This window comes from Campylobacter sp. BCW_6465 (assembly GCF_001762815.1).
Classification (GTDB): domain Bacteria; phylum Campylobacterota; class Campylobacteria; order Campylobacterales; family Campylobacteraceae; genus Campylobacter_D; species Campylobacter_D jejuni.
In genome coordinates, this window is the sequence record NZ_MJXN01000085.1 from 31,357 (window position 1) to 52,626 (window position 21,270).

At 31.1% G+C, this 21,270-nt stretch carries 24 protein-coding genes; 1 reads left to right on the top strand and 23 read right to left on the bottom strand.

Features of this window, described 5'->3' with window-relative positions; translation table 11 throughout:
- Position 1: 1 nt before the first annotated feature.
- The 23 genes from AJ886_RS05135 to aspA all read right to left on the bottom strand — a co-directional run bounded on the left by AJ886_RS05135 (position 2) and on the right by aspA (position 20,184).
- Positions 2-556 (bottom strand): MotA/TolQ/ExbB proton channel family protein, encoded by a 555-nt coding sequence (locus AJ886_RS05135; protein WP_002854361.1) that lies wholly within the window; start codon positions 554-556, stop codon positions 2-4.
- Entirely contained in the window at positions 556-945 is a 390-nt protein-coding gene (atpC, locus tag AJ886_RS05140; protein ID WP_002851752.1) for an ATP synthase F1 subunit epsilon, read from the bottom strand. The genes AJ886_RS05135 and atpC overlap by 1 nt, the downstream gene beginning before the upstream one ends.
- A 3-nt stretch (positions 946-948) precedes the next feature.
- Positions 949-2,346 carry a F0F1 ATP synthase subunit beta gene (gene atpD, locus AJ886_RS05145; RefSeq protein WP_002852005.1) on the bottom strand — a complete coding sequence of 466 codons (1,398 nt, stop codon included), beginning with the start codon at positions 2,344-2,346 and terminating at the stop codon, positions 949-951.
- Positions 2,347-2,370: 24 nt separating this feature from the next.
- Positions 2,371-3,255, bottom strand: a complete 885-nt coding sequence (atpG, locus tag AJ886_RS05150) for an ATP synthase F1 subunit gamma (protein WP_002860587.1) — start codon at positions 3,253-3,255, stop codon at positions 2,371-2,373.
- Between the two features lie 8 nt (positions 3,256-3,263).
- Complete coding sequence (atpA, locus tag AJ886_RS05155) at positions 3,264-4,769, bottom strand: F0F1 ATP synthase subunit alpha (protein ID WP_002851836.1); 1,506 nt, start codon at positions 4,767-4,769, stop codon at positions 3,264-3,266.
- A gap of 13 nt (positions 4,770-4,782) precedes the next feature.
- Entirely contained in the window at positions 4,783-5,304 is a 522-nt protein-coding gene (locus tag AJ886_RS05160) for a F0F1 ATP synthase subunit delta (RefSeq protein ID WP_044779375.1), read from the bottom strand.
- 2 nt (positions 5,305-5,306) lie between these two features.
- A complete protein-coding gene (locus AJ886_RS05165; RefSeq protein ID WP_044779374.1) occupies positions 5,307-5,819 on the bottom strand; it encodes a F0F1 ATP synthase subunit B in 513 nt (170 codons plus the stop codon).
- A 10-nt stretch (positions 5,820-5,829) separates the two neighbouring features.
- The gene (locus AJ886_RS05170; RefSeq protein WP_052858914.1) at positions 5,830-6,255 is read right to left on the bottom strand and encodes a FoF1 ATP synthase subunit B'; all 426 of its coding nucleotides are present in this window, start codon (positions 6,253-6,255) and stop codon (positions 5,830-5,832) included.
- A 60-nt stretch (positions 6,256-6,315) separates the two neighbouring features.
- A complete protein-coding gene (locus tag AJ886_RS05175) occupies positions 6,316-7,152 on the bottom strand; it encodes a ParB/RepB/Spo0J family partition protein (RefSeq protein WP_002871098.1) in 837 nt (278 codons plus the stop codon).
- Positions 7,153-7,157: 5 nt separating this feature from the next.
- On the bottom strand, positions 7,158-7,943 hold the full coding sequence (locus tag AJ886_RS05180) for a ParA family protein (protein ID WP_002851697.1): 786 nt from the start codon (positions 7,941-7,943) through the stop codon (positions 7,158-7,160).
- Positions 7,940-8,593 carry a biotin--[acetyl-CoA-carboxylase] ligase gene (locus tag AJ886_RS05185; protein ID WP_070287321.1) on the bottom strand — a complete coding sequence of 218 codons (654 nt, stop codon included), beginning with the start codon at positions 8,591-8,593 and terminating at the stop codon, positions 7,940-7,942. The genes AJ886_RS05180 and AJ886_RS05185 overlap by 4 nt, the downstream gene beginning before the upstream one ends.
- Positions 8,556-9,473 carry a methionyl-tRNA formyltransferase gene (gene fmt, locus AJ886_RS05190; RefSeq protein WP_002860933.1) on the bottom strand — a complete coding sequence of 306 codons (918 nt, stop codon included), beginning with the start codon at positions 9,471-9,473 and terminating at the stop codon, positions 8,556-8,558. The genes AJ886_RS05185 and fmt overlap by 38 nt, the downstream gene beginning before the upstream one ends.
- 73 nt (positions 9,474-9,546) lie before the next feature.
- Positions 9,547-10,302 carry a glutamate 5-kinase gene (proB, locus tag AJ886_RS05195; RefSeq protein ID WP_002871097.1) on the bottom strand — a complete coding sequence of 252 codons (756 nt, stop codon included), beginning with the start codon at positions 10,300-10,302 and terminating at the stop codon, positions 9,547-9,549.
- A 121-nt stretch (positions 10,303-10,423) separates the two neighbouring features.
- Positions 10,424-11,461: a GTPase ObgE gene (gene obgE / locus AJ886_RS05200; RefSeq protein WP_002860931.1), complete on the bottom strand. Its 1,038-nt coding sequence runs from the start codon at positions 11,459-11,461 to the stop codon at positions 10,424-10,426.
- Positions 11,462-11,568: 107 nt separating this feature from the next.
- Complete coding sequence (rpmA, locus tag AJ886_RS05205; RefSeq protein WP_002800974.1) at positions 11,569-11,823, bottom strand: 50S ribosomal protein L27; 255 nt, start codon at positions 11,821-11,823, stop codon at positions 11,569-11,571.
- A 10-nt stretch (positions 11,824-11,833) separates the two neighbouring features.
- On the bottom strand, positions 11,834-12,142 hold the full coding sequence (rplU, locus tag AJ886_RS05210; protein ID WP_002778820.1) for a 50S ribosomal protein L21: 309 nt from the start codon (positions 12,140-12,142) through the stop codon (positions 11,834-11,836).
- Positions 12,143-12,300: 158 nt separating this feature from the next.
- On the bottom strand, positions 12,301-13,503 hold the full coding sequence (locus tag AJ886_RS05215) for a CsgG/HfaB family protein (RefSeq protein WP_070287323.1): 1,203 nt from the start codon (positions 13,501-13,503) through the stop codon (positions 12,301-12,303).
- Between the two features lie 9 nt (positions 13,504-13,512).
- Positions 13,513-14,850: a DUF6844 domain-containing protein gene (locus tag AJ886_RS05220; RefSeq protein ID WP_070233960.1), complete on the bottom strand. Its 1,338-nt coding sequence runs from the start codon at positions 14,848-14,850 to the stop codon at positions 13,513-13,515.
- Positions 14,851-14,931: 81 nt separating this feature from the next.
- Positions 14,932-15,555 carry a penicillin-binding protein activator LpoB gene (lpoB, locus tag AJ886_RS05225; RefSeq protein WP_002851945.1) on the bottom strand — a complete coding sequence of 208 codons (624 nt, stop codon included), beginning with the start codon at positions 15,553-15,555 and terminating at the stop codon, positions 14,932-14,934.
- 23 nt (positions 15,556-15,578) lie between these two features.
- Positions 15,579-15,947, bottom strand: coding sequence for a YcfL family protein (locus AJ886_RS05230; protein WP_002881373.1), 369 nt, complete (start codon positions 15,945-15,947; stop codon positions 15,579-15,581).
- A gap of 9 nt (positions 15,948-15,956) precedes the next feature.
- On the bottom strand, positions 15,957-17,318 hold the full coding sequence (locus tag AJ886_RS05235; protein WP_070287325.1) for a COG3014 family protein: 1,362 nt from the start codon (positions 17,316-17,318) through the stop codon (positions 15,957-15,959).
- Positions 17,319-17,423: 105 nt separating this feature from the next.
- Complete coding sequence (locus AJ886_RS05240; RefSeq protein WP_070274131.1) at positions 17,424-18,761, bottom strand: anaerobic C4-dicarboxylate transporter; 1,338 nt, start codon at positions 18,759-18,761, stop codon at positions 17,424-17,426.
- Positions 18,762-18,777: 16 nt separating this feature from the next.
- The gene (gene aspA, locus AJ886_RS05245) at positions 18,778-20,184 is read right to left on the bottom strand and encodes an aspartate ammonia-lyase (RefSeq protein WP_002854440.1); all 1,407 of its coding nucleotides are present in this window, start codon (positions 20,182-20,184) and stop codon (positions 18,778-18,780) included.
- A 271-nt stretch (positions 20,185-20,455) separates the two neighbouring features.
- On the opposite strand from aspA, the gene ung reads away from it, so the two are divergent.
- Positions 20,456-21,151, top strand: a complete 696-nt coding sequence (gene ung / locus AJ886_RS05250; protein WP_002881270.1) for a uracil-DNA glycosylase — start codon at positions 20,456-20,458, stop codon at positions 21,149-21,151.
- The last annotated feature ends 119 nt before the right edge of the window (positions 21,152-21,270 follow it).

A 21,270-nucleotide genomic window follows, 5' to 3' on the forward strand; every position in this document is an offset into this window, starting at 1 on the left:
CTTATTTACTCGAACTTATAACTTTAATCTCGCTATCAATAATGCTTAAAAGTTCGAAAGCTTTTCTTTTAATGATGAGATGAAATGTATAAGCAGGAATTGCCACTAAAATACCGCAACCTGTAGCAACTAAAGCCTCGCTGATTTTAGGAGCTATGATACTTAAAGAATTTTGAGTTCCAAGCCCACCAAAAGTTTCAAGTATAGAAATAACTGTCCCAAAAAGACCTATAAAAGGTGAAGTTGAAGCAATAATACTAAGCCAAGTAAGTCCAGCAGAAGCGCGACGACTTGCTAAATTTTTATAGATTTCTAAATGATTTGAAGTTGTATCATTGCATTTTCTTAAAATCGAATCAGTACGACTTAAATCCTTCTCACCCAAGAGCAAAGTTTCTAAACTTTCTTTTTCCTTATTTCTCCATGTAGCCAAATAAGTCAATCTAGCAAACAAAATACTAAACGCTAAAATAAAATATAAAGAAAGCCATAATAAAACTATATAAGTAATAATACTTGAACTATTGAAAAAATGAAATATAGCTTCAAAATTCATTAATGCATCCTTGCATTATCAAGTTTTGAAAAAGTTGCTGCTAAAGCTGCATTATCAGAACTCATAGATTTGATCAAATCTTTTGCTTGAGCAAGATTTTTTTCAATCTCACTTTCATCACTTCCACAAACCCAAACCGCACCCTTTGCCAACACGCAAATCTTATCTTCATCTACCTTTGCATGCCCAGCATCAATAGCAATTAATTCATGATTTAAATCAGCTTTTTCAATATCAATTACTCCAGATTTTAAAGAAGAAACCAAAGCAGCATGTCCTTTAAGCACGCCAAATTCTCCTTCACTACCTGGTAAAGTAACAGATTTTACTTCTCCTTGATAGATTACACCCAAAGGCGTAACTATCTCGAAATTAATCAAATCGTTCATAAATTAACCTTTTAATTTATCCGCTTTTGCAATAGCTTCATCTATATTTCCAACCATATAGAAAGCATTTTCTGGTAAATGATCATATTTACCTTCTAAAATTCCCTTAAATCCTGCTATTGTATCTTCAAGGCTTATATATTTTCCTGGGCTACCTGTGAAAACTTCTGCAACGAAAAATGGTTGTGATAAGAATTTTTCAATCTTTCTTGCTCTTTCAACTACAAGTTTATCCTCTTCACTAAGCTCATCCATACCTAAAATGGCAATGATATCTTGTAAATCTTTATATTTTTGAAGTACTGATTGAACACCACGAGCAACTTTATAATGTTCTTCTCCAATAATATTTGGATCAAGCATTCTTGAAGTTGAATCAAGTGGGTCAACTGCAGGATAAATACCCTTTTCAGCAATAGCTCTATTTAAAACCGTTGTAGCATCTAAGTGAGCAAAAACAGTTGCTGGAGCTGGGTCGGTTAAGTCATCAGCTGGAACGTAAACAGCTTGAACTGAAGTGATTGAGCCTTTTTTAGTTGAAGTAATTCTTTCTTGGAATTTACCCATTTCACTTGCTAAGGTTGGTTGATAACCCACAGCTGATGGAATTCTTCCTAAAAGTGCTGACATTTCAGAACCTGATTGTGAAAATCTAAAGATATTATCAATAAACATAAGCACATCAAGACCCATTTCATCTCTAAAATACTCAGCCATTGTTAAACCTGTTAAAGCAATACGATTTCTTGCCCCTGGTGGTTCATTCATTTGTCCATAACATAGAGCAACTTTGTCTAAAACATTGCTTTCTTTCATTTCATTATAAAGGTCATTTCCTTCACGAGTTCTCTCACCCACACCTGCAAATACAGAATAGCCACTATGCTTAAATGCAACATTGTGAATAAGCTCCATAATAATAACAGTCTTACCAACACCTGCACCACCAAAAAGACCTACTTTACCACCTTTTGCATAAGGAGCAAGTAAATCCACAACTTTAATCCCTGTTTCAAAAATCTCACTTTTTGTGCTTTGATCTTCAAAAGCTGGTGGATCTCTATGAATCGCCCATTTTTTATCAAAAGAAATTTCTTCACCTTCATCGATCAAATCTCCAGTAACATTGAAAATTCTTCCTAAAACTTTCTCACCAACAGGAACACTAATAGGAGCACCTAAAGCCTCAGCTTTTAAGCCCCTTACCAAACCATCTGTCATATCCATAGCAATAGTTCTAACTCTATTATCTCCTAAATGAGCTGCTACTTCTAAAACAAGTTTATGTTTTTTTCCTTCGCTTTCAAAATTTACAACAATTGCTTCATTAATTTGAGGTAAATAGTCATTAAAATCTACATCAACAACCGGACCTAATACCTGTGAAATAAATCCTTGCATTATTTATCTTCTCCTTAAAATTTACTATTTCATTGATTCAACACCACTGATAATTTCTATAAGCTCAGTAGTAATGGATTCTTGTCTTGCTTTGTTATAAGCTAAATTCAGTTGTTTCACTCTTGCCTTTGCGTTATTAGTTGCATTATCCATAGCTTGCATTCTTGCACTATGCTCTGCCGCCAAAGAATCGATTAATGCATAATACATATTATACTCAAAATATGTTTTCATTAAATCTTCTAAAAGCTCAGTTCCTTCTGGTTCAAGCTCTAAAAGAGAATTATGAGTCTGTTCAATACTCTTTGGTTCAACTGGAATAAGATGATTAATTTTAAGTTCTTGGGTAATCATATTTTTATAACCATTATGAACTAAAATCACTTCATCTGTATTTCCATTTAAAAAATCATCTACAGCAGCATGAATTACTTCACATGCTTTCTCATAATCAGGACTAGAACTAAGATGGAAATATTTCTCTAACAATTCTATTTTTTGAAAATTAAAATATTCAATCCCAGTTTTACCTATAGCTCTAAGACGAATATTAATATTTTTTGCTTCATATTCTTTTAGCATTTCACTTACTGTTTTTAAAGTCTTAATATTAAAACCACCGCATAAGCCTTTATCTGCAGTGATAAATATTAAATCTACGGTTTTAATTTGTTCTTTTTTATGAAACAAAGATAAACGCACATCATCTTCATTGTGAACAATTTTATTGATCTGAAATGAAATTTCGCTCAAAATTTCATCGATTTTTTGTGCATAAATTTTTGATCTTTTAGCTGCTTCTTCTGCTTTTTTTAACTTAGCAGTAGAAACTAGCTTCATAGCATTTGTAGTCTTTTGAGTGTTATGAACACTTTTAATTTTTCTTTTAATTTCTTTTAAATTAGACATAAAAGACCTTATAAATGATTTGCTTTAAACTCATTAATGGCTTTAGCTAGTTTTTCTTCCAAATCAGAATCTAAAGCTTTTTTAGAGCGAATTTGCTCAAAAATATCTGGATGTTTTGCCTCAATAAAAGGATAAATTCCATCTTCAAATTCCTTAATTCTAGAAACAGCAATATCATCTAAGAAACCTTTGGTTCCTGCAAAAATTAAAACTACTTGTTTTTCAACGCTAAGCGGAGAATAAGGTGGTTGTTTTAAGAGTTCAACCATTCTTTGTCCACGTTCAAGTTGTTTTCTACTTGCCTCATCTAAATCACTAGCAAATTGTGCAAAAGCTTGAAGCTCTCTATATTGAGCAAGGTCAAGTCTTAATGTGCCTGAAACTTGTTTTGTAGCTTTAATTTGAGCAGCCCCACCTACACGAGATACTGATAAACCAACATTAATTGCAGGACGAATTCCTGAGTTAAATAAATCAGTTTCTAAGAAAATTTGTCCATCTGTAATTGAAATAACATTAGTTGGAATATAAGCAGAAACATCTCCTGCTTGTGTTTCAATTATCGGCAATGCCGTCAAAGAACCAGCACCTAATTCATCATTTAGCTTGCTTGCTCTTTCAAGCAATCTTGAATGAAGGTAAAAAACATCGCCTGGATAAGCTTCACGACCTGGAGGACGACGTAAAATCAAAGACATTTCGCGATAAGCTACAGCATGCTTGCTCAAATCATCATAAACAATTAAAGCATGTTTTGCGTTGTCTCTAAAAAATTCACCCATGGTTACACCAGTATATGGAGCTAAGTACTGTAAAGCCGCAGGATCTGAAGCACCGGCATTTACAACAATAGTATATTCCATAGCACCATGTTCTTCTAGTCTTTTAACCACTTGTGCCACTGTACTTTGCTTTTGACCAATTGCAACATATATACAGATAACTCCTTGACCTCTTTGAGATATAATAGTATCAACAGCAACAGTAGTTTTACCTGTTTGTCTATCGCCTATAATAAGCTCTCTTTGACCACGACCAATTGGCACAAGTGCATCAATAGCTTTAATTCCTGTATGTAAAGGCTCATGAACACTTTTTCTCGCCATAATACCTTTTGCTTTTTCTTCAACAAAACGATATTCATTAGCATTGATCACACCTTTAGCATCAATTGGCTCACCTAAAGCATTTACAACACGGCCAATCAAAGCCTCACCTACTGGAACTTTAAGTAACTTCTTAAGTCTTTTTACAGAAGCACCTTCTTTTAAACCTTCTCCTTTTCCAAGTATAACAATACCTACACTCGACTCTTCAAGGTTTAAGGCCATTCCTTTATCACCATTTTCAAATTCTACCATTTCTCCAGCCATAATATTCTTAAGTCCATATACCTTAGCAACACCATCAGCTACAGAAATAATTTTTCCTGTTTCTTCAATTTCAAGATTTAAATCAAAATTTTCAATTCTTTCTTTGATTATTGAACTGATCTCATCAGCTTTAAATTTCATTTACTTTTTCTCCTTAGATAATTTTCAATATATATTCGTTTAGCTTATTTTGAAGAGCTTTCATAGAAAAAGAAAGTTCATAACCTAATTCTTCTAATTCTATTTTAACACTATCATCTTGACTGATTTTATTGTTTAATTTAATATTTGCATCAAATTTTTTGTTAAGTTTTACTTCAAGATCTTTAAGATTTTCTTGACTTAATTTTTCTTTAGAATACACAATACCAACAAAAATATTTTCTTTAAAAGCTTTTTGTCTTTCAAGTTCTTTAACTATTTGAGGAATGTATTCTAATCTTGAATTTTCAATCAAAAGTCTTAAAAAATTTTGAAAACTAGAATTTTTAATATCAAAAAAAGAATCAAGAAATTCCATTTTTCTTTCTTTTTTAATCTCGTTAGATTCTATAACATTTTTAAATTTCGGCAAAACAAAAGCAGAATTTAAAATACACAAATTCTGATAAAAATCATTTATATCAGCTCTTGAAGCTATCGCTTTTGCATATCTTCTTGCAATTATATTCTCCATATTTAAGATACCTTCTTCATCATAAGTTCTATTATTTCACTCTGTTTTAATGTCATATTTGGATCAGAAAAAATTTCGTTTAAAGTATTTGATACTAATTCTTTTTCCATTTTTCTAAATTCATAATCTTTCTGTTCCTCGAAATGTTTTTGAAGTAAATCCAACTCATCTTGAGTTTCTTTCTTAATATTTTGAACTAAGATTTCAGCTTCTTTTTTTGCTGTAACTAAAGCAGCAGCAGCATTTGCTTTCGCTTCTTCAAGTTTTTTCATCGTATCTAATTTCTTAGCTTTACTTTCTAAAAGTTTTTTTTGAATTTCATCAAGCTTAGAAGAAATTTTTACAATACGGTTTTTGTAAAAATTTTTAAATGGAGTTGCAACAAAATAATACAATATAGCCACAAAAATTAGAAAATTAATAGTCCTTGGAATAATATCATATTCTCCACTACCATTTGATGCACCAAAAGCATACAAAGGTAGCAAAAATATAATAAAGAATAACTTACTCATTTCTCTCCTCTTAAATTTTCTTTATGTTATTTTGCAAAGCCTGCTTAAGCTCAGGTAAATGTATGTTTAAATGTTCTTGCAACTCTTTTTTTTGAACGGCTAAATCTGCATAAAAGCTGGCCATTTTTCGTTCTAATTCTTCTTTTTTGCTTCTAAGAATTTGCTCTGCCTCTTCTTTAGCAACAGCTATAGCACTTTGTTTAATTTTTTGAATTTCTTCTCTAGTGTTAATATGAATAGCTTCTAGTTCATCATTCACACCTAAAACTTCTTGAGAATTTTCTTTTACTTTATTCTCATCATTTTTTATAGAATCATTTCTTTCATCCATAAATTTTAAAAGCGGCTTATACAGCATACTATTTAAAATAACTATCATAGCTAAAAAAATAGCCATAGTAGCAAGCATTATGGAAGGATGCATATCTTCAAACATAATTCTCCTTGGTTAGAATTTTTGAAGGACTATTCTACCATAAAAAAGCTAAGATTTTGGTTAAAACTTTTCAAGCATTTTGATTAATTTTTTAATTTTATCAATATTTTCTAAATGAATTACAAAATCATTATTTTTATTTTTGCAGTCAAATCCAAAGCGATTTAGTATGTGTTTTAATTTCTTTATTTCATCTTCAAATTCTTGATTAGGCAAGCTTTCATTATTTTTTATTTTTTTAACTATTTTTTCGGTATCTCTAACATTAAGTTTTTGACCTATTATACTATCAACCAACATTTTTTCATCTTTTTGATCTAAACCAACTAAAACTTTAGCATGACCCTGAGAAATTTTTCCAGAAGCAATCAACTCTTGAGTTCTAATATCTAAATTCAGAAGTCTTAAAGTATTTGTTATTTGAGTACGAGACTTATGAATAAGTTCTGCTAAATTCTCTTGAGTAATTTTATGAACTTGCATCAAATCCTTATAAGAATTAGCAAGCTCAATAGGGTTTAAATTCTCTCTTTGTATATTTTCAATAAGAGCCAATTCTCTAAGCTTATTCTCATCAATATCAGCAATAAAAGCTAGAATTTCTTTTTTTCCTAATGCTTTCACCGCTCTTAAGCGACGTTCTCCAGCAATTAAAATAAATTTACTATTTTTTTTAAATACAATAATAGGCTGAATAAGTCCAAATTCTTTGATAGAATTAGCAAGCTCATCTAAAGCTTCTTGATCAAATTTCTTTCTTGGCTGAAATGGATTGGGTGAAATTTGATCAATTTCTATCATAGTGCTTTGATTTTTATCAAAACCCAATTCTTTACTATAAACAGTATCCATATCACTGATTAAACTGCTTAAACCCCTATCTTTATTTAACCCCATTATAATTATCCTAATATAGAATACGCCAAATTTTGATAAGCAACAGAACCTGGCGATTTAATATCATAAAGAATTATAGGCTTTCCAAAACTTGGACTTTCTGCAAGTTTTACATTGCGAGGGATCACAATAAAGTCATCTTCGTTTCCATTAATAGTAAAAAGTTGTTTTTTAAAATTTTGTTTCAAATCATCTACAACATCTTTAGAAAGATTATTTTGAGAGCTATACATTGTCGGTAAAAATCCACGAACCCTGAGTTTAGAATTAATAGTTTTTTTGATAATTTTAATTGTATTTAAAACCATAGCTACACCCTCAAGCGCATAAAATTCACACTGTATAGGGATAATTACACTATCGCTTGCTGCAAAAGCATTTATAGTAATACTTCCAAGAGCAGGTGGAGAATCAATAATAATAAAATCATACTCATCAATCACTTCTTGAATTTGATTTTTAAGCAGCATTTTTTTCTCATTATTTTCACCTTTAGCAAGCTCTTGTTCTATACCTACAAGACCTATATTTGAAGGAGCTAAATGAAGTTGTGGCAATTCTGTTTTTAAAATAATATCTGAAAGCTTTTTTCTTCCTATAAAAACATGGTAAATATTATACTCATAATTATTACGATTAAAACCAAGTCCTGTAGTCGCATTAGCTTGCGGATCAACATCAATCAAAAGTACTTTTTTCTCAGCCACAGCTAAAGAAGCGGCTAAATTTACTGCTGTTGTAGTCTTTCCTACTCCACCTTTTTGGTTTGCTATTGTAATAATTTCGCTCATCTTAAACTATACACCCTTTTATCACCTAGTAAAATTGAACCATCTTCATACAAAAAAGAATTTTCAAGTGAAAAAACTTTACCTTCATGATGGACGCTAAATTTTCTTGATTTTTCGAATTCTAACATATACTTGCTAAAAATATTCTTCCATAAAAATTTTTTTTCTACTTTTTGCAAAAACTCACTCACTAAATCTTTAAGCGAAATTTCTATATCGCATAAAGCTGTATTTTGAGGTGAAAATTTCAGATTTAAACCCATACCGCCTATGATAAAATTTGAAATTTTAGCACTTATAACCCCTCCAGCTTTTTTATCATCTAAATATAGATCGTTAGGCCATTTAAGCCAAATTTTAGAACCTTTTTCTTGTAAAACTTCTTTAAGTAAATAAGCAAAATAAATGCCCACAGAGGCCAAAGGTAAATCTTTTGGTAAATCTTCTTCTTTAATACAAAAAGAAAGATGTAAATTTCCTTTAGAGCTTTGCCAAGAATTTTCCCTGCTTCCAACTCCATTTGTTTGTTCTAAAGCATAAATAGCAAAATTTCCATCAATCTTTCCATTGCGTATTTGCTCGCATAAAAAAAGATGAGTTGAGTCTATACTTTCAACACAAACTATCTTCACTTTTAAGCCTTTTTCCATTTAAATAAGTCCTACCATCAAGAACTTTTTTTCCACTTTCTTGAAGTTTTTTAATACGCAAAACTCCTTGTTTGCAAGCAAGCAAAAAACTTTCTTTTTCTAATTCTAAAATTTCACCCATCCTAGCATTTTGTTTTAATTCATCCACAAGTTCAAGTTCTAAGAATTTAAGTCCATTTTCCAAAAAAACTCCAGGCCAAGGAGTAAAAGCTAGATATTTTTGATAAAGTTCTCTTGCATTTTGCAAATTTATAAGTCCATCTTCTTTTTTGATTTTTCTACAAAGTGTTGCTAGACTTTCCTCTTGTTTTTTAGGGGTGATTTTATCGAAATTTAAAAGAGTAGAGAGGATGAGCTTAGCGGCCAAATTTGCTAAAAGTTCAAAAACTTCACTTGAATTTTTATCTTTTATATCACATTCTAAGCTTTCAAGTATAGCACCTGTGTCAAGCCCTTCTTCCATCAGCATGGTGCAAACTCCACTTTTTTCATCTTTGTTTAAAATTGCACTTTGGATCGGACTGGCACCACGGTATTTTGGAAGTAAAGAAGCGTGCAAATTCACACAAGGTGCTAAATCCAAAATGGCTTTAGGTAAAATTTTTCCATAGGCAGCAACCACGATAAAATCAGGATTTAAATCCTTAATCTCTCTTATAATATTTTCATCTTTTAAAGAACTTGGAGTAAAAATAGGAATACTAGGATAATTTTGACTTAAAAAAGCCTTAGTATCACTTGGAGTTAAAATTTGCTTTCTACCTACAGCTTTATCAGGCTGGGTAAAAAGTGCTACGAGTTTAAAATTTTCATTTTCTACTAGTGCTTTTAAAATACAAGTTGCGTAAGATGGAGTACCCATAAAAATAATTTTTTTCATTTTTTCGCTTTGTGTGAAATTAAAAGTTTTAATTATAACTTATTTGATTTTAAAAGAGAATTTAATAAATTAATCACTCAAACAAAGTTCCACCTATTTGTTTATCTTCTAATAAAAATGTCTTTGCCGCACTTAAATCAAATCCACTTGCTAAAAACATTTTTTTATTGTGTTCAAGTAAAAATTTAGCTGCTTTAAGTTTAGTTACTATACCACCTGTTCCGTGCTCACTACCTGTTTTTATGGTTGCTTGTAGCCATTCTTCTTTAATATGAGTGATTTTTTCTAAACGCTTTGCATCACTAAATTCACTAGGATTTTTATCATAAAATCCATCAATATCGCTTAAAATCACAAGCAAATCCGCATCAAAAAAATGCGTAGCATAAGCACTTAAGCTATCATTATCACCAAAGACAATTTCTTCTATAGCTGTAGCGTCATTTTCATTGATAATAGGCAAAATTCCTAAATTTATCATCATATCGATAGCATTTTTTGCGTGTTTGGTAGCTTTTCTAGAGTCAAAATCCTTACCTGTAAGTAAAATTTGTCCACCTAGTTTATTAAATTTGGCTAAAAGCTCGTTATAAACACTGATTAAAAAAGGTTGTCCAATAGCGGCTAAAACTTGTTTATTAATGAGGTTTTTTCTATCGATATCTAGTTTGGTGTGTCCTGCTGAAATAGCCGCTGAAGTTACTAAAATCACTTCATATTTTTCCATGAGTTTAGCTAAAAATGCGACTAAATTTTTAAGACGCTCAAAACTTAAAGTGTTTTCTTCGCTAATCACATGAGAACCCACTTTAACAACTATTCTTTTCATGCTTATTCCTTGAAAAATTTTTATAATTTTAGCCAAAATTTCATATAAACTAGTTATTTTTTGAAAAAATAGGGAGTGTTTGAAATTTTTAATATAAAACACTCCTAGATTGTTAAAATTTTTATTTGTTATTTCTTAAAGTTTTAATTTCTTCTAAAAGCATGAATTTAAGTTCTTTAAGTCCTGTTTTTTCAAGGCTTGAGACTTTGATTAAAAAGCTTTGCGGATTATTTATTTCTTTGAGATAATTTTCTAACTCATTAATGTTTAAAGCAATTTGCTCGGCAAATTCTTCTCCTAAATTAACACTATCACTTTTTGAAATCATGATGCCAAATTTACGCCCAAAAAGTTCATTGGAAAATTTTTCAAGTTCTTTTCTTAGTACTATAAATTGTTCTTTTAAAGGCATTTCTCTCATAGGATCAAGCACGAAAAGTAAAAAGCTCGTTCTTTCTATGTGCTTTAAAAAAGCAAGTCCTAAGCCTTTACCCCCACTTGCTCCTTCGATAATCCCTGGAATATCAGCCATAACAAAGGAATTATACTCATCTACATCTACGAGTCCAAGTTTTGGAGTAAGGGTGGTAAATTCATAATTTGCAATTTCAGGTTTTGCATTTGAAACAACGCTTATAAGAGTAGATTTTCCCACATTTGGAAAGCCCACAAGCCCTACATCGGCAATAAGTTTAAGTTCAAGTCTAACTAAGCGACTTTCTCCTTTTATACCAGGTTGTGCGTAATCGGGGCGTTGATTAGTGGCGTGTTTAAAATGAGTGTTGCCAAGTCCGCCTTTTCCACCTTTTAAAAAAAGCTCTTTTTGTCCTTCTTTGGTAAGATCGAGTAAAATTTCATTAGTTTGTGCATCGATAACTTGCGTTCCTTCGGGCACTATAAGTTCTAAATTTTCACCCTTTTTGCCATTTTTATTGCGTCCCATTCCACCAGCACCATTTTGTGCGCGTAATTCTCTTTTGCCTTTGAAATTTACAAGAGTGTGGGTATTATTATCACATACGAAAATAATATCACCACCATTTCCACCATCTCCTCCATCAGGGCCACCAAGTGGAACATGTTTTTCACGGCGAAAACTTACAGCACCTTTGCCGCCATCGCCTGAAGCTAAAGTAATTTTAACACTATCAATAAACATTTAAATTGCCTTTGACTTTAAATTTATAAAGCTAAATTTGAGTAAATAAAAGAAGTTAAATTTATAAATTTAAAGTTTTCAAGACGCTAAAAAAGCGTCCTGAAAACTTATGCAGGATATACAGAAACTTTTTTTCTGTCTTTGTCTTTTCTTTCGAATTTTACAAAACCATCAATTAGAGCAAAGATAGTATGATCTTTTCCCATACCTACATTGTTACCTGCATGAGTTGCAGTTCCTCTTTGGCGGATGATGATATTTCCAGCTCTAACAAACTCGCCACCAAATTTTTTAACACCTAAACGACGACCTATAGAATCGCGGTTATTTTGAGTTGAACCTTGACCTTTCTTGTGTGCCATTCTTTACTCCTTAAGCTTTGATATCTTTTACTACAACGCGAGTAAATTGTCTTCTAAAACCGCGTTTGAGTTTAGAATCTTTTCTGCGTCTTTTTTTGTAAATCACAACTTTTTTATCTTTTCCGTGATTGATCACTTCTAAAACAACTTTTGCACCTGCTACGAAAGGCGCACCTACCTTTAATTCTTTATCATTGATAGCAAGAACTTCGCTTACTTCAATACTTGCTTTGCTTTCAGCTTCAAAGTGATCTAGTTTTAGCTCATCGCCAACACTTACTTTGTATTGCTTTCCGCTGTGTTTGATAATAGCATACATTGCTTTTCCTTATAAATTGGTAGTACCATAAAGCACCGCAATAACGGATTTAAAAGCTTTAGTGGTTTAATAGAATTTTGATTTTACAAAATTTTTCTTTAATTTTTGATGAATTTAAGAAAGGATTTAGAGTTTGAGAAAAATCAAACTCTAAAAATTTAAAAGCCTAGATTTACTCCGCCACCTTCTTGGGTTTCATAATTTGCATCACGACCTATAGTATAACCATTTCCACTATTGCTACCAATTAAAGGTCTACAAATATCGCCTACTTTTACACTACCTTCTGTGATTTTTGCATAAGAAAGTTTAGGGCTTGTGCGAGTGATTTCAATACTTCCTGTTTTGCTTTCTACTCTTCCTGTATTTTCTTTTGTATAAGCATCTTTTATAACCTTCCCAAGAGCAAAACATTCATAAATATCACCTTGATTTAAGCTTTGAGAAAATACTACTTCATTGTTTTCAACGCTTGCAACTTTCAAAGGATAAATTGCATTTAAAATATCTCCTGCAATACGATTTGCAATTTGTTTGAGTGCAGCTTCATTGGCACTAAGGCTATCGTCTTTAATGCTAACTTTCATACTTAAAGTATTAGAAAATTTAATTTGTCTTGTAGCAAATAAAAACACGCGATAATCTACGATAACTTCAATTTCAGTTTTGCTTTTTCCTGTTAAATTGCTTGTTTTTTGCTTACCTTCAAGTCCTGAAACAGAAAACAATAAAATATAATCTGTTGCTAACACATTTTTAAGTTTATAAACTTCATCACTAGCTGCGTCGCCACTTTTGATTAAAGCTTTTTCCATTTCATAATAGCCACTAGAATCACGGTCTAAAACATTAAATTTACGACTTTGCAATAAATCAGAAATGATTTTTTGTTGCAAAGCTGAGCCTATACCTCTTTTTGCAACATCTGGAGTAGAATCAAAAACAGTAATACTTCTTCTATTATCTGCACTTAAACCTGGAGCTTGATACTTTTTTGTTGTTGTGGTTTTAAAAATCGTTACATTGGCTGTATATTTACCATTTACATCTTGTTCAACACTATTGATTTCATAAGTATCGGCTCTACCTTTGGTGGCTTTTGAAATTTGCTCGCTGTAATTATCTTGTATGTTTGAACCTGAATTATCAGTTGAAACGCTAGTGTTAGATTTCTTAAGAGAATTGATGCTTACTCCGCTCATTTTTCCTATAGCTTCTATAATGGCATTGTTTATCGCATCTTCCCTAGTCAAGCCTGTGCCTTCGCCTGTGCTTGATTTTGTTGAAGTTGTGGTTATAACTTTAGCATTAAGACTTAGACTTAAAAATAAGCCTAAAAAAAGAATTTTAATTATTTTCATCTTTTACCTTTAAAAATCATCCATGCTATTTACAACATTAGAGCTTCTTTGTATGCTAGAAGATTTTTTAGCTTCATTTTTTGTTGTATTTGACTTTGAATTTAAAGCCTCATTTGTGTTAGCTAAATTTTCATAAGAATAAAATCTCACAGCTCCTACATATTCAATACCATTTTCACTTGTATAGCTCCATTTTTTAAGAGTACGAATACCACGAATTTTACCGCTTGCACTTGCTTTTATTTTACTACTTACTTTGTCAATAATATTTGTTATGTTTTGAGTTTGTTCTTGAGTGGAACTATCATTAACATTAATACTTTGTTTGATAATTTCCTCGTAAGTATCACCAGTTGTTCTTTCATCTTTAAGACTTAAATTTGTATTAATAAACTCTATAATAGCAGCATCAGCCATAGTAAGTGCTGTTTCTTTGGCTCTATCTTCTAAAATATTTGTTTTTTTAGCATTGCTAGGATCTGCTACATAACCCCAGTTTCCATAACTTAAAATAATAGGCGCACCATTTTCATCATAAACTAAGCGAATTCCATATTCATTTAAAAAGCCTTTTGTATCTTTTGGCAGATACTCACTTATTGCCTTGCCTTTACCCTTAATAGCACTCTGTCTTGCTAGTGCCATATCTTTTGCTAATTGGCGAGTTTTATTGGAAATAACAGCAATAACACCTACATCATACTCACCTCTTCTTTGTGTAACTATAGTTTGCACAGGAACAAGTCCACTCATAGAACCTATGGCATTTGTCATAGTTTTATTAAGAAATTCTTGCTTTAATAAAGTCTTTTTTCTGTCTTCGCTTAAAGAATTTGTATCTATACCTAAATCTTTTAATGCCTTATCAAGCTGAGCACCAGCTAATTGTGTAAGTTTATTTAAAATTTGATCAACCTTATCACCTTTTGGCAATTCATCAAATTCCTTAGCATTAGTAGAATTATCTGCTTCATAATTTTGAATCTTGCTTGTAGCAATTCTTCCAAAAGCATCTCTTATAAATTCGCTTTGTAAATTTAACATTGCTTTTTGATAAGCATTTTGTAAAGCTTGTGCAAATTGTGGATCAGTATCATTTACAGCAACAGTACTTTTTCCCGTATAAAAAGTTTTTCCATCTTTGGTTATACCATATTCTATACCGAAATTATCGGCAAATTCTTCAAAAAAATCTTCAATTGATTTTGGGGTAATATCCTTAGTACTTGCATCAGACATTTCATTTTGAGTATTTATATCTTGTTGTGTAATTTCTACAGGCTGGGAACCTTGTGCATAAAGTAAACTTGCCATAACTAAAGAGCCAATAAATAATATTTTTTTCATTTCATATCCTTTTAAAAATCATAAAAAAAGCTCAAGCTAAACACTTGAGCTAAAAATTTTATTCATAAATTAATTTTTATTTTACCAAGTAACTGATTTACTAGAACCAGTTTTATCAATAGTTTGCTCATCTTCCCAATAAACTAAACCTGATGTTAAATCAGTAAGTCTTAGTAAGAAAAAGTATTCTACTTGAGTTTTACCATTGCTAAGTTTTACATTATCTTGTCTAATTTTACCCGCAAGAGAAAAATCAGGCGATACCAATGTCCCTTTTTTTGCTATGGTTTTTTGATTAAACTCATCATTATCTCTTAATTCTCTTACATCTTCACTCATGCTATCAAGCGCTCCGCCTGCAGCAACTGCCGAAGTTAGAACAAATTTACCTGATTTTCTTAATGCAGAAGTGATTTTTGCGGTGAGTTTTTCAGTATCGATTCTTTGCGGGGTATCATTCACAACCCTACCAATAGCAATAACCTTTCTTGTACCTGGTTTAATATTTGCAAAAGCAGGATCGCTTAACATACTATTTATCATAGTTTCAGCTGCACTTTCAAAATCTTGTCTATCAAGACCCAAGGTTAAAGCATCGCCTTTTTTTACCTGACTTGCCTTTCCATCTGTATAAGCTGTTTGCGCACAACCACTAAAAAGCAAAGCTCCAATAAGAGCTGTTCCTAAAATTTTTGTTTTTTTCATGATTTATCCTTCCTAAAATGAGATTAATTTTTTGCTTTAATTTCTAATCTAAAATCCTTCGCTCTTGTATCAGATGCAAGTTTACGAAGAATTACCTCTTGTCCTGCTGGAATTCTAAGGGCTTGATAATCCTCATTTAAAACATCTCTTAGCACAAAACCATCTTTATCTAACCAATCTACTTTATAAATTACATCTTTAGCAAAAGTACTGCGTAAAATCACTTCAAATTCTAAATAACCATTGCTATTTATACGCTTTTGAAATTGTTTTACTAAACTTTTTGGTAAATTTGAACCTAAAATTACAGTATTTTGATTTGAATTTATTTGATAACTTGGTGCACAAGCACTAAGTAAAAACATTAAAATAAATAAAATAATTTTTTTCATCTTTTAGCCTTATTTTTCCATGATAGCAACACTTGCAGGTAAATACGGAGCAAAAGAACGCACTACAACAAGAGCATTTTTATTTTTATCCAATGATTTTTGAAACAAAATATTGCCTTGTGGATCTTTGATTTCTAAATTTCCGTCGTTTTCTATTGTTGCTATGGCAATACTTTTTGGTAAACCTCTCCAAGAACGCACATCAGCTTTGTTGGTTGCAGCAGTTGCTACTGCTGTTGCAAGACTTAGCCATCCACCTGTAGAGTCATTATTTGCAACAGTTACATTTAAAGTGGTTTTAATTATAGTTTGAGCTAAGGCTTTAGCAATCATTGCAGGCATATTTATTTTAAATTCAGTAGCGACAATATTGTCTAAATCTACAAAATCATTTGTATTTTGACCATTTATATTTAAATTTGCAAAAGAAGCTTCCCTTTTTTTCAAGGTTTGTAAAGCAATATTTGTGCTAATAATTTTTTTATCCACTATAAAAGGTAAGGTTAAAGCAAATTCATCCTTAACTACACCAAATCCATTTTCATAAACTACAAAAACATATTTTTTAGCTTTTTTGACTTTTATTTTTGTGGCATATTCTTTAAAAATTTTAGCCTCTTTTTTGATAGTTTTATTTTTTGGATAAATAATAGCTACTTCTCTAAATAAATCTGCAGCTTTTCTATAATCTTTATCCATAAAGAAAAATATTGAAGCAAGATAAGTCGCATAAGGATTTATGAAATTTTTTGTTGTATCAAATTCTTTAAATAAGTTGTCATATTGCTCTTCTATAACTTTTGAATTTTCATTCATATTTTTATCATAATTTTTATCTTCTTTTGCCTTATCTAAATCAGCACGATTTTTTTCAATTTCTTTAGCAAAATATTCTTTTGCCTTATCTTGACGCATTAAAGCACGATTAAACTCAACTCTTGTATTTTCATAATCATCTTCTTCCATATAGTTTAGAGCTTTATATATATTAACCATAATTCTTTCATATAAAGAACCATCATAATCAACTATAGTATCATTAAGCAAGGTTGTACCAACAAATTTAGTTGCTTTAGAGCCTACATTTTCTAAATCCACATCATATTTATAAGATTCTTCCGCAGCATCAAAAAATACATTACTTTTGTTAAAATCACCACAATTTCTAGCAATCAAACCTGCATTTAATCCTGTATAAATGACATCATCATTTTTTTTAATTTTTTCTAAATTTTGATTGAAAAAATCATCACCACAATATTTTTGTGTTAAAGCATTTTCAAATGTTGTATTTTGTTTAACCTGATTAACACAAGCTGTTAAAAAAAGGCAAACAATACCTGAAAAAATCAACCCAACTTTTATCTTCATTAAATTCCTTTCTTAAAGAAAATTAAAAATGAATATTATAGCGTAGTATATACTTAAAAACTAATGAAAAAATTTTCACCCTAGGAGAAAAACCTAGGGTTTGATTTAAATAAGCATAGGAGCTAATACAAAGCCTAATGCTACAGCAATTGCAATAGCTAAAACTCCTGGTATAAAGAAAGAGTGATTAAATATAAATTTACCAATTCTAGTCGTTCCTGTATCATCCATTTGCACAGCGCCAAGTAAGGTTGGATAAGTTGGAAGCACAAAAAGTGCTGAAACTGCTGCAAAACAAGCTACAAGCATATAAGAATCATGCGGATTTGTTGCTGAAATTCCTAAAGCGGTGATAATTACAGGTACAATGGCCTTTGCGGTTGCTGCTTGAGAATATAAAAGCATACTTGCAAAGAAAAATGCAACTGCTAACATAGCAGGGGTTTGTTTAACCCAGTCGCCTGCTACTTCTTTAATAGAAGCTTCGTGTCCTGCAACAAAAGTATTTCCAAGCCATGCTACACCAAAAACACAAACACAAGCAGTCATACCACTTTTAAATACACTGGTATCAAGAATTTTACCTGGTTCAACTTTACAAAGCCAAGTGATCAAAGTTGCTGCAGTAAGTAAAAAGCTCATAATAGCTGCATCTCTTGGAACCACAACAGGATCGATCCATTTAATATTGCTCGAAATTGCGGTTGCATAAAGTACAACTGCCAAAACAGTGATCAAGAAAATTCCTACTGAAAGTTTAGCACCTGGTTTATCTTCACCATGTAAAATAGCTCCTGCATCTTTAACAAGTCCTGCTTTTAAGCGTTCTTGATAAACGCTATCTTTGCTTAAATCCATAGGAGTGATTAAACTCACTATAAAAGCTGTAAGCATACAAGCTATAAAAGTTGTACTGATCCAAATTCCAATTAAAGTTGGATAATTCCATCCAAGTGGCTCTAAAACGCCGCTCATATAAACCACAGCTGCACTCACAGGAGAAGCAGTGATTCCAATTTGCGAAGAAACAACCATTAATGAAAGTGGAGCACTAGGTTTTATGTTTTGAGATTTTGCAACATCAACTACAACAGGCATTAAAGAAAATACTGCATTTCCTGTTCCTGCTAAGATTGTAAGCAACCATCCACAAGCTGGAGCTAAATAATTTATAAATTTAGGGCTTGATCTTAAAATTTTTTCTGTCACCCTTACCATATAATCAAGTCCACCTGCTTGTTGCATAGCAGAAATTGCTGCAATAGCTGCAGCAATAATTAAAATAACATCCCAAGGAATATTACCAGGTTTCATACCTAAAACAAGTCCTAGTATAACTACACCTAATCCTCCAGCATAACCTATAGCAATACCGCCTAGGCGAATACCGATAAAAATTGCCCCAAGAAGGACGATTACTTGCAAAATTATCATTATATCCATATTAAATCCTAAAATGCTATTTTTTAGCTTCCATGTGAGGATTTAGCATATTTGATGGTGTTAAAATTTCATCAATTTGTTCTTTACTTAAAAGCCCTCTTTCAAGCGCAATATCAGCCACTCTTTTTCCAGTGTTCATTGCCTCTTTAGCTATAGAAGCTGAATTTTCATAACCAATATAAGGATTTAAAGCTGTTACTATACCTACTGAATTATAGACAAAGTCTGAACAAATTTTTTCATTTGCAGTAATACCATCTATACATTTATCAGCTAAAGTATACATTGCTTTTTCTAGCATTACAATAGAATTAAATAAGCTATATGCTGCAACTGGTTCAAAAACATTAAGTTGTAATTGTCCACCCTCGCAAGCAAAAGTTACAGTTACATCTGCTCCAATAACAAAATAACAAACTTGATTAACTACTTCAGGAATAACAGGATTTACCTTACCTGGCATGATAGAACTACCTGGTTGCATTTTTGGAAGATTAATCTCATTAAGACCACATTTTGGACCACTACTTAAAAGTCTTAAGTCATTACATACTTTAGAAAGTTTTGTTGCAACACGTTTTAAAACACCTGAAATTTGTACATAAGCTCCCGTATCTTGAGTCGCCTCGATCAAATCCTCAGCCACAGTATATTCAAAACCTGTCACTTCTCTTATTTTTCTTTCTACAACCTTCGGATAATCAGGATGAGAATTAATTCCCGTTCCAATAGCAGTTCCACCCAAATTGATCTCTAAAATCAATTTTCTAGCTTCTAATACTCTTTGTATATCTTCACCTATCATTACGGCAAAAGTTTTAAATTCACGACCTAAAGTCATAGGTACAGCATCTTGCAGTTGGGTTCTACCCATTTTAAGAACATCTTTAAATTCTTCAGCTTTTCTCTCATAAGCTTTTTTCAGATGCTCCATAGCTTTTGCCAAATCACTTAAATAATCATGCAAGGCAAGGTGTAAAGCTGTAGGATAAGCATCATTAGTACTTTGGCTTAAATTAACATGATCATTTGGATGAAGATATTGGTATTCACCTTTTTTATGACCCATAAGTTCAAGTCCTATGTTTGCTATAACTTCATTAGCATTCATATTTGTACTTGTTCCAGCACCTCCTTGGATCATATCTACTACAAATTGATCATAATACCCGCCTTCTAAAATTTTATCACACGCTTTAATAATCGCATCTTGGATATTTTTATCCAAAAGACCTAATTCATGATTTGCCATAGCTGCAGCTTTTTTTACTCTAGCCAAAGCTCTAACAAAGCGAGGAAAATCTTTTAATCTATCATGAGAAATATCAAAATTTTCAACAGCTCTAAAAGTTTGCACTCCATAATAAACCTCATCAGAGATTTCCAATTCCCCAATAAAATCATGTTCTTTTCTTGTTCCCATTTTGAACCTTTCATAAAAGTATTTTAATTTAAAATCAAAAATTTTTGATTTAAATCATAAAATAATGATATTGCATTTTTAGTTAATAATTGGTTAATAATTAAAATACTTTCAAAATATAATAAATTAAGTATTTTTATATCCTATTATGTCTTTATATTTAATTTTTATTAATATAAAAAATTTTATTTACTTCAAAAAAAATTAATATATTTTTGCAAGCTTTTTTGTTAGAATAAAATTTTTAATAATTTAAATAATTAGGGATAACATGGAAGAAATTACAATAAACATAGATAAGATTAAAATAAATGATGACTGGAAAGAATTTTTAAGAGACGAATTTCAAAAAAAATATTTTCTAGAAATCAAAAAACAATACCTAAATGCGATTGATCAAAATATAATTATTTATCCGCCTGCAAATTTAATCTTTAATGCTTTTAATTTATGTCCCTTAAAAGAAATTAAAATTATTATCCTAGGACAAGATCCCTATCATCAACCAAACCAAGCAATGGGGCTTAGTTTTTCGGTTCCAAAAAATGTAAAAATCCCACCAAGTCTTAATAATATTTTTAAAGAATTGCAAAATGATTTAAACATCACTCCAGCAAAAAGCGGAGATTTAAGCTCTTGGGCAAAACAAGGAGTTTTGCTCTTAAATTCTATTCTTAGCGTTGAAGCAAATAAAGCAGCTAGTCATAGTTCGTGGGGTTGGCAAGAATTTAGTGATGCTATAATACATAAATTAAGCAATGAAAAATCAGGGCTTGTTTTTATGCTTTGGGGAAATTACGCAAAAAGCAAGGAGATTTTGATTGATAATACTAAGCATTTGATTTTAAAAGCAGCTCACCCAAGCCCTTTAGCTAGAACAGGATTTTTAGGTTGTAAGCATTTTTCAAAGGCTAATAAATTTTTAAAAAAAGTTGGTAAAATTCCTGTAGATTGGAAAATAGTTTAAAAAATTATTTTAAATTTTAATAAAAATATTAAAATATATTTATTTATTTATTTAAAAATAAATCGTATTTCTATGAAATATATTATAATAAAACAACTCAAAAATTAATTTTTAAGGAG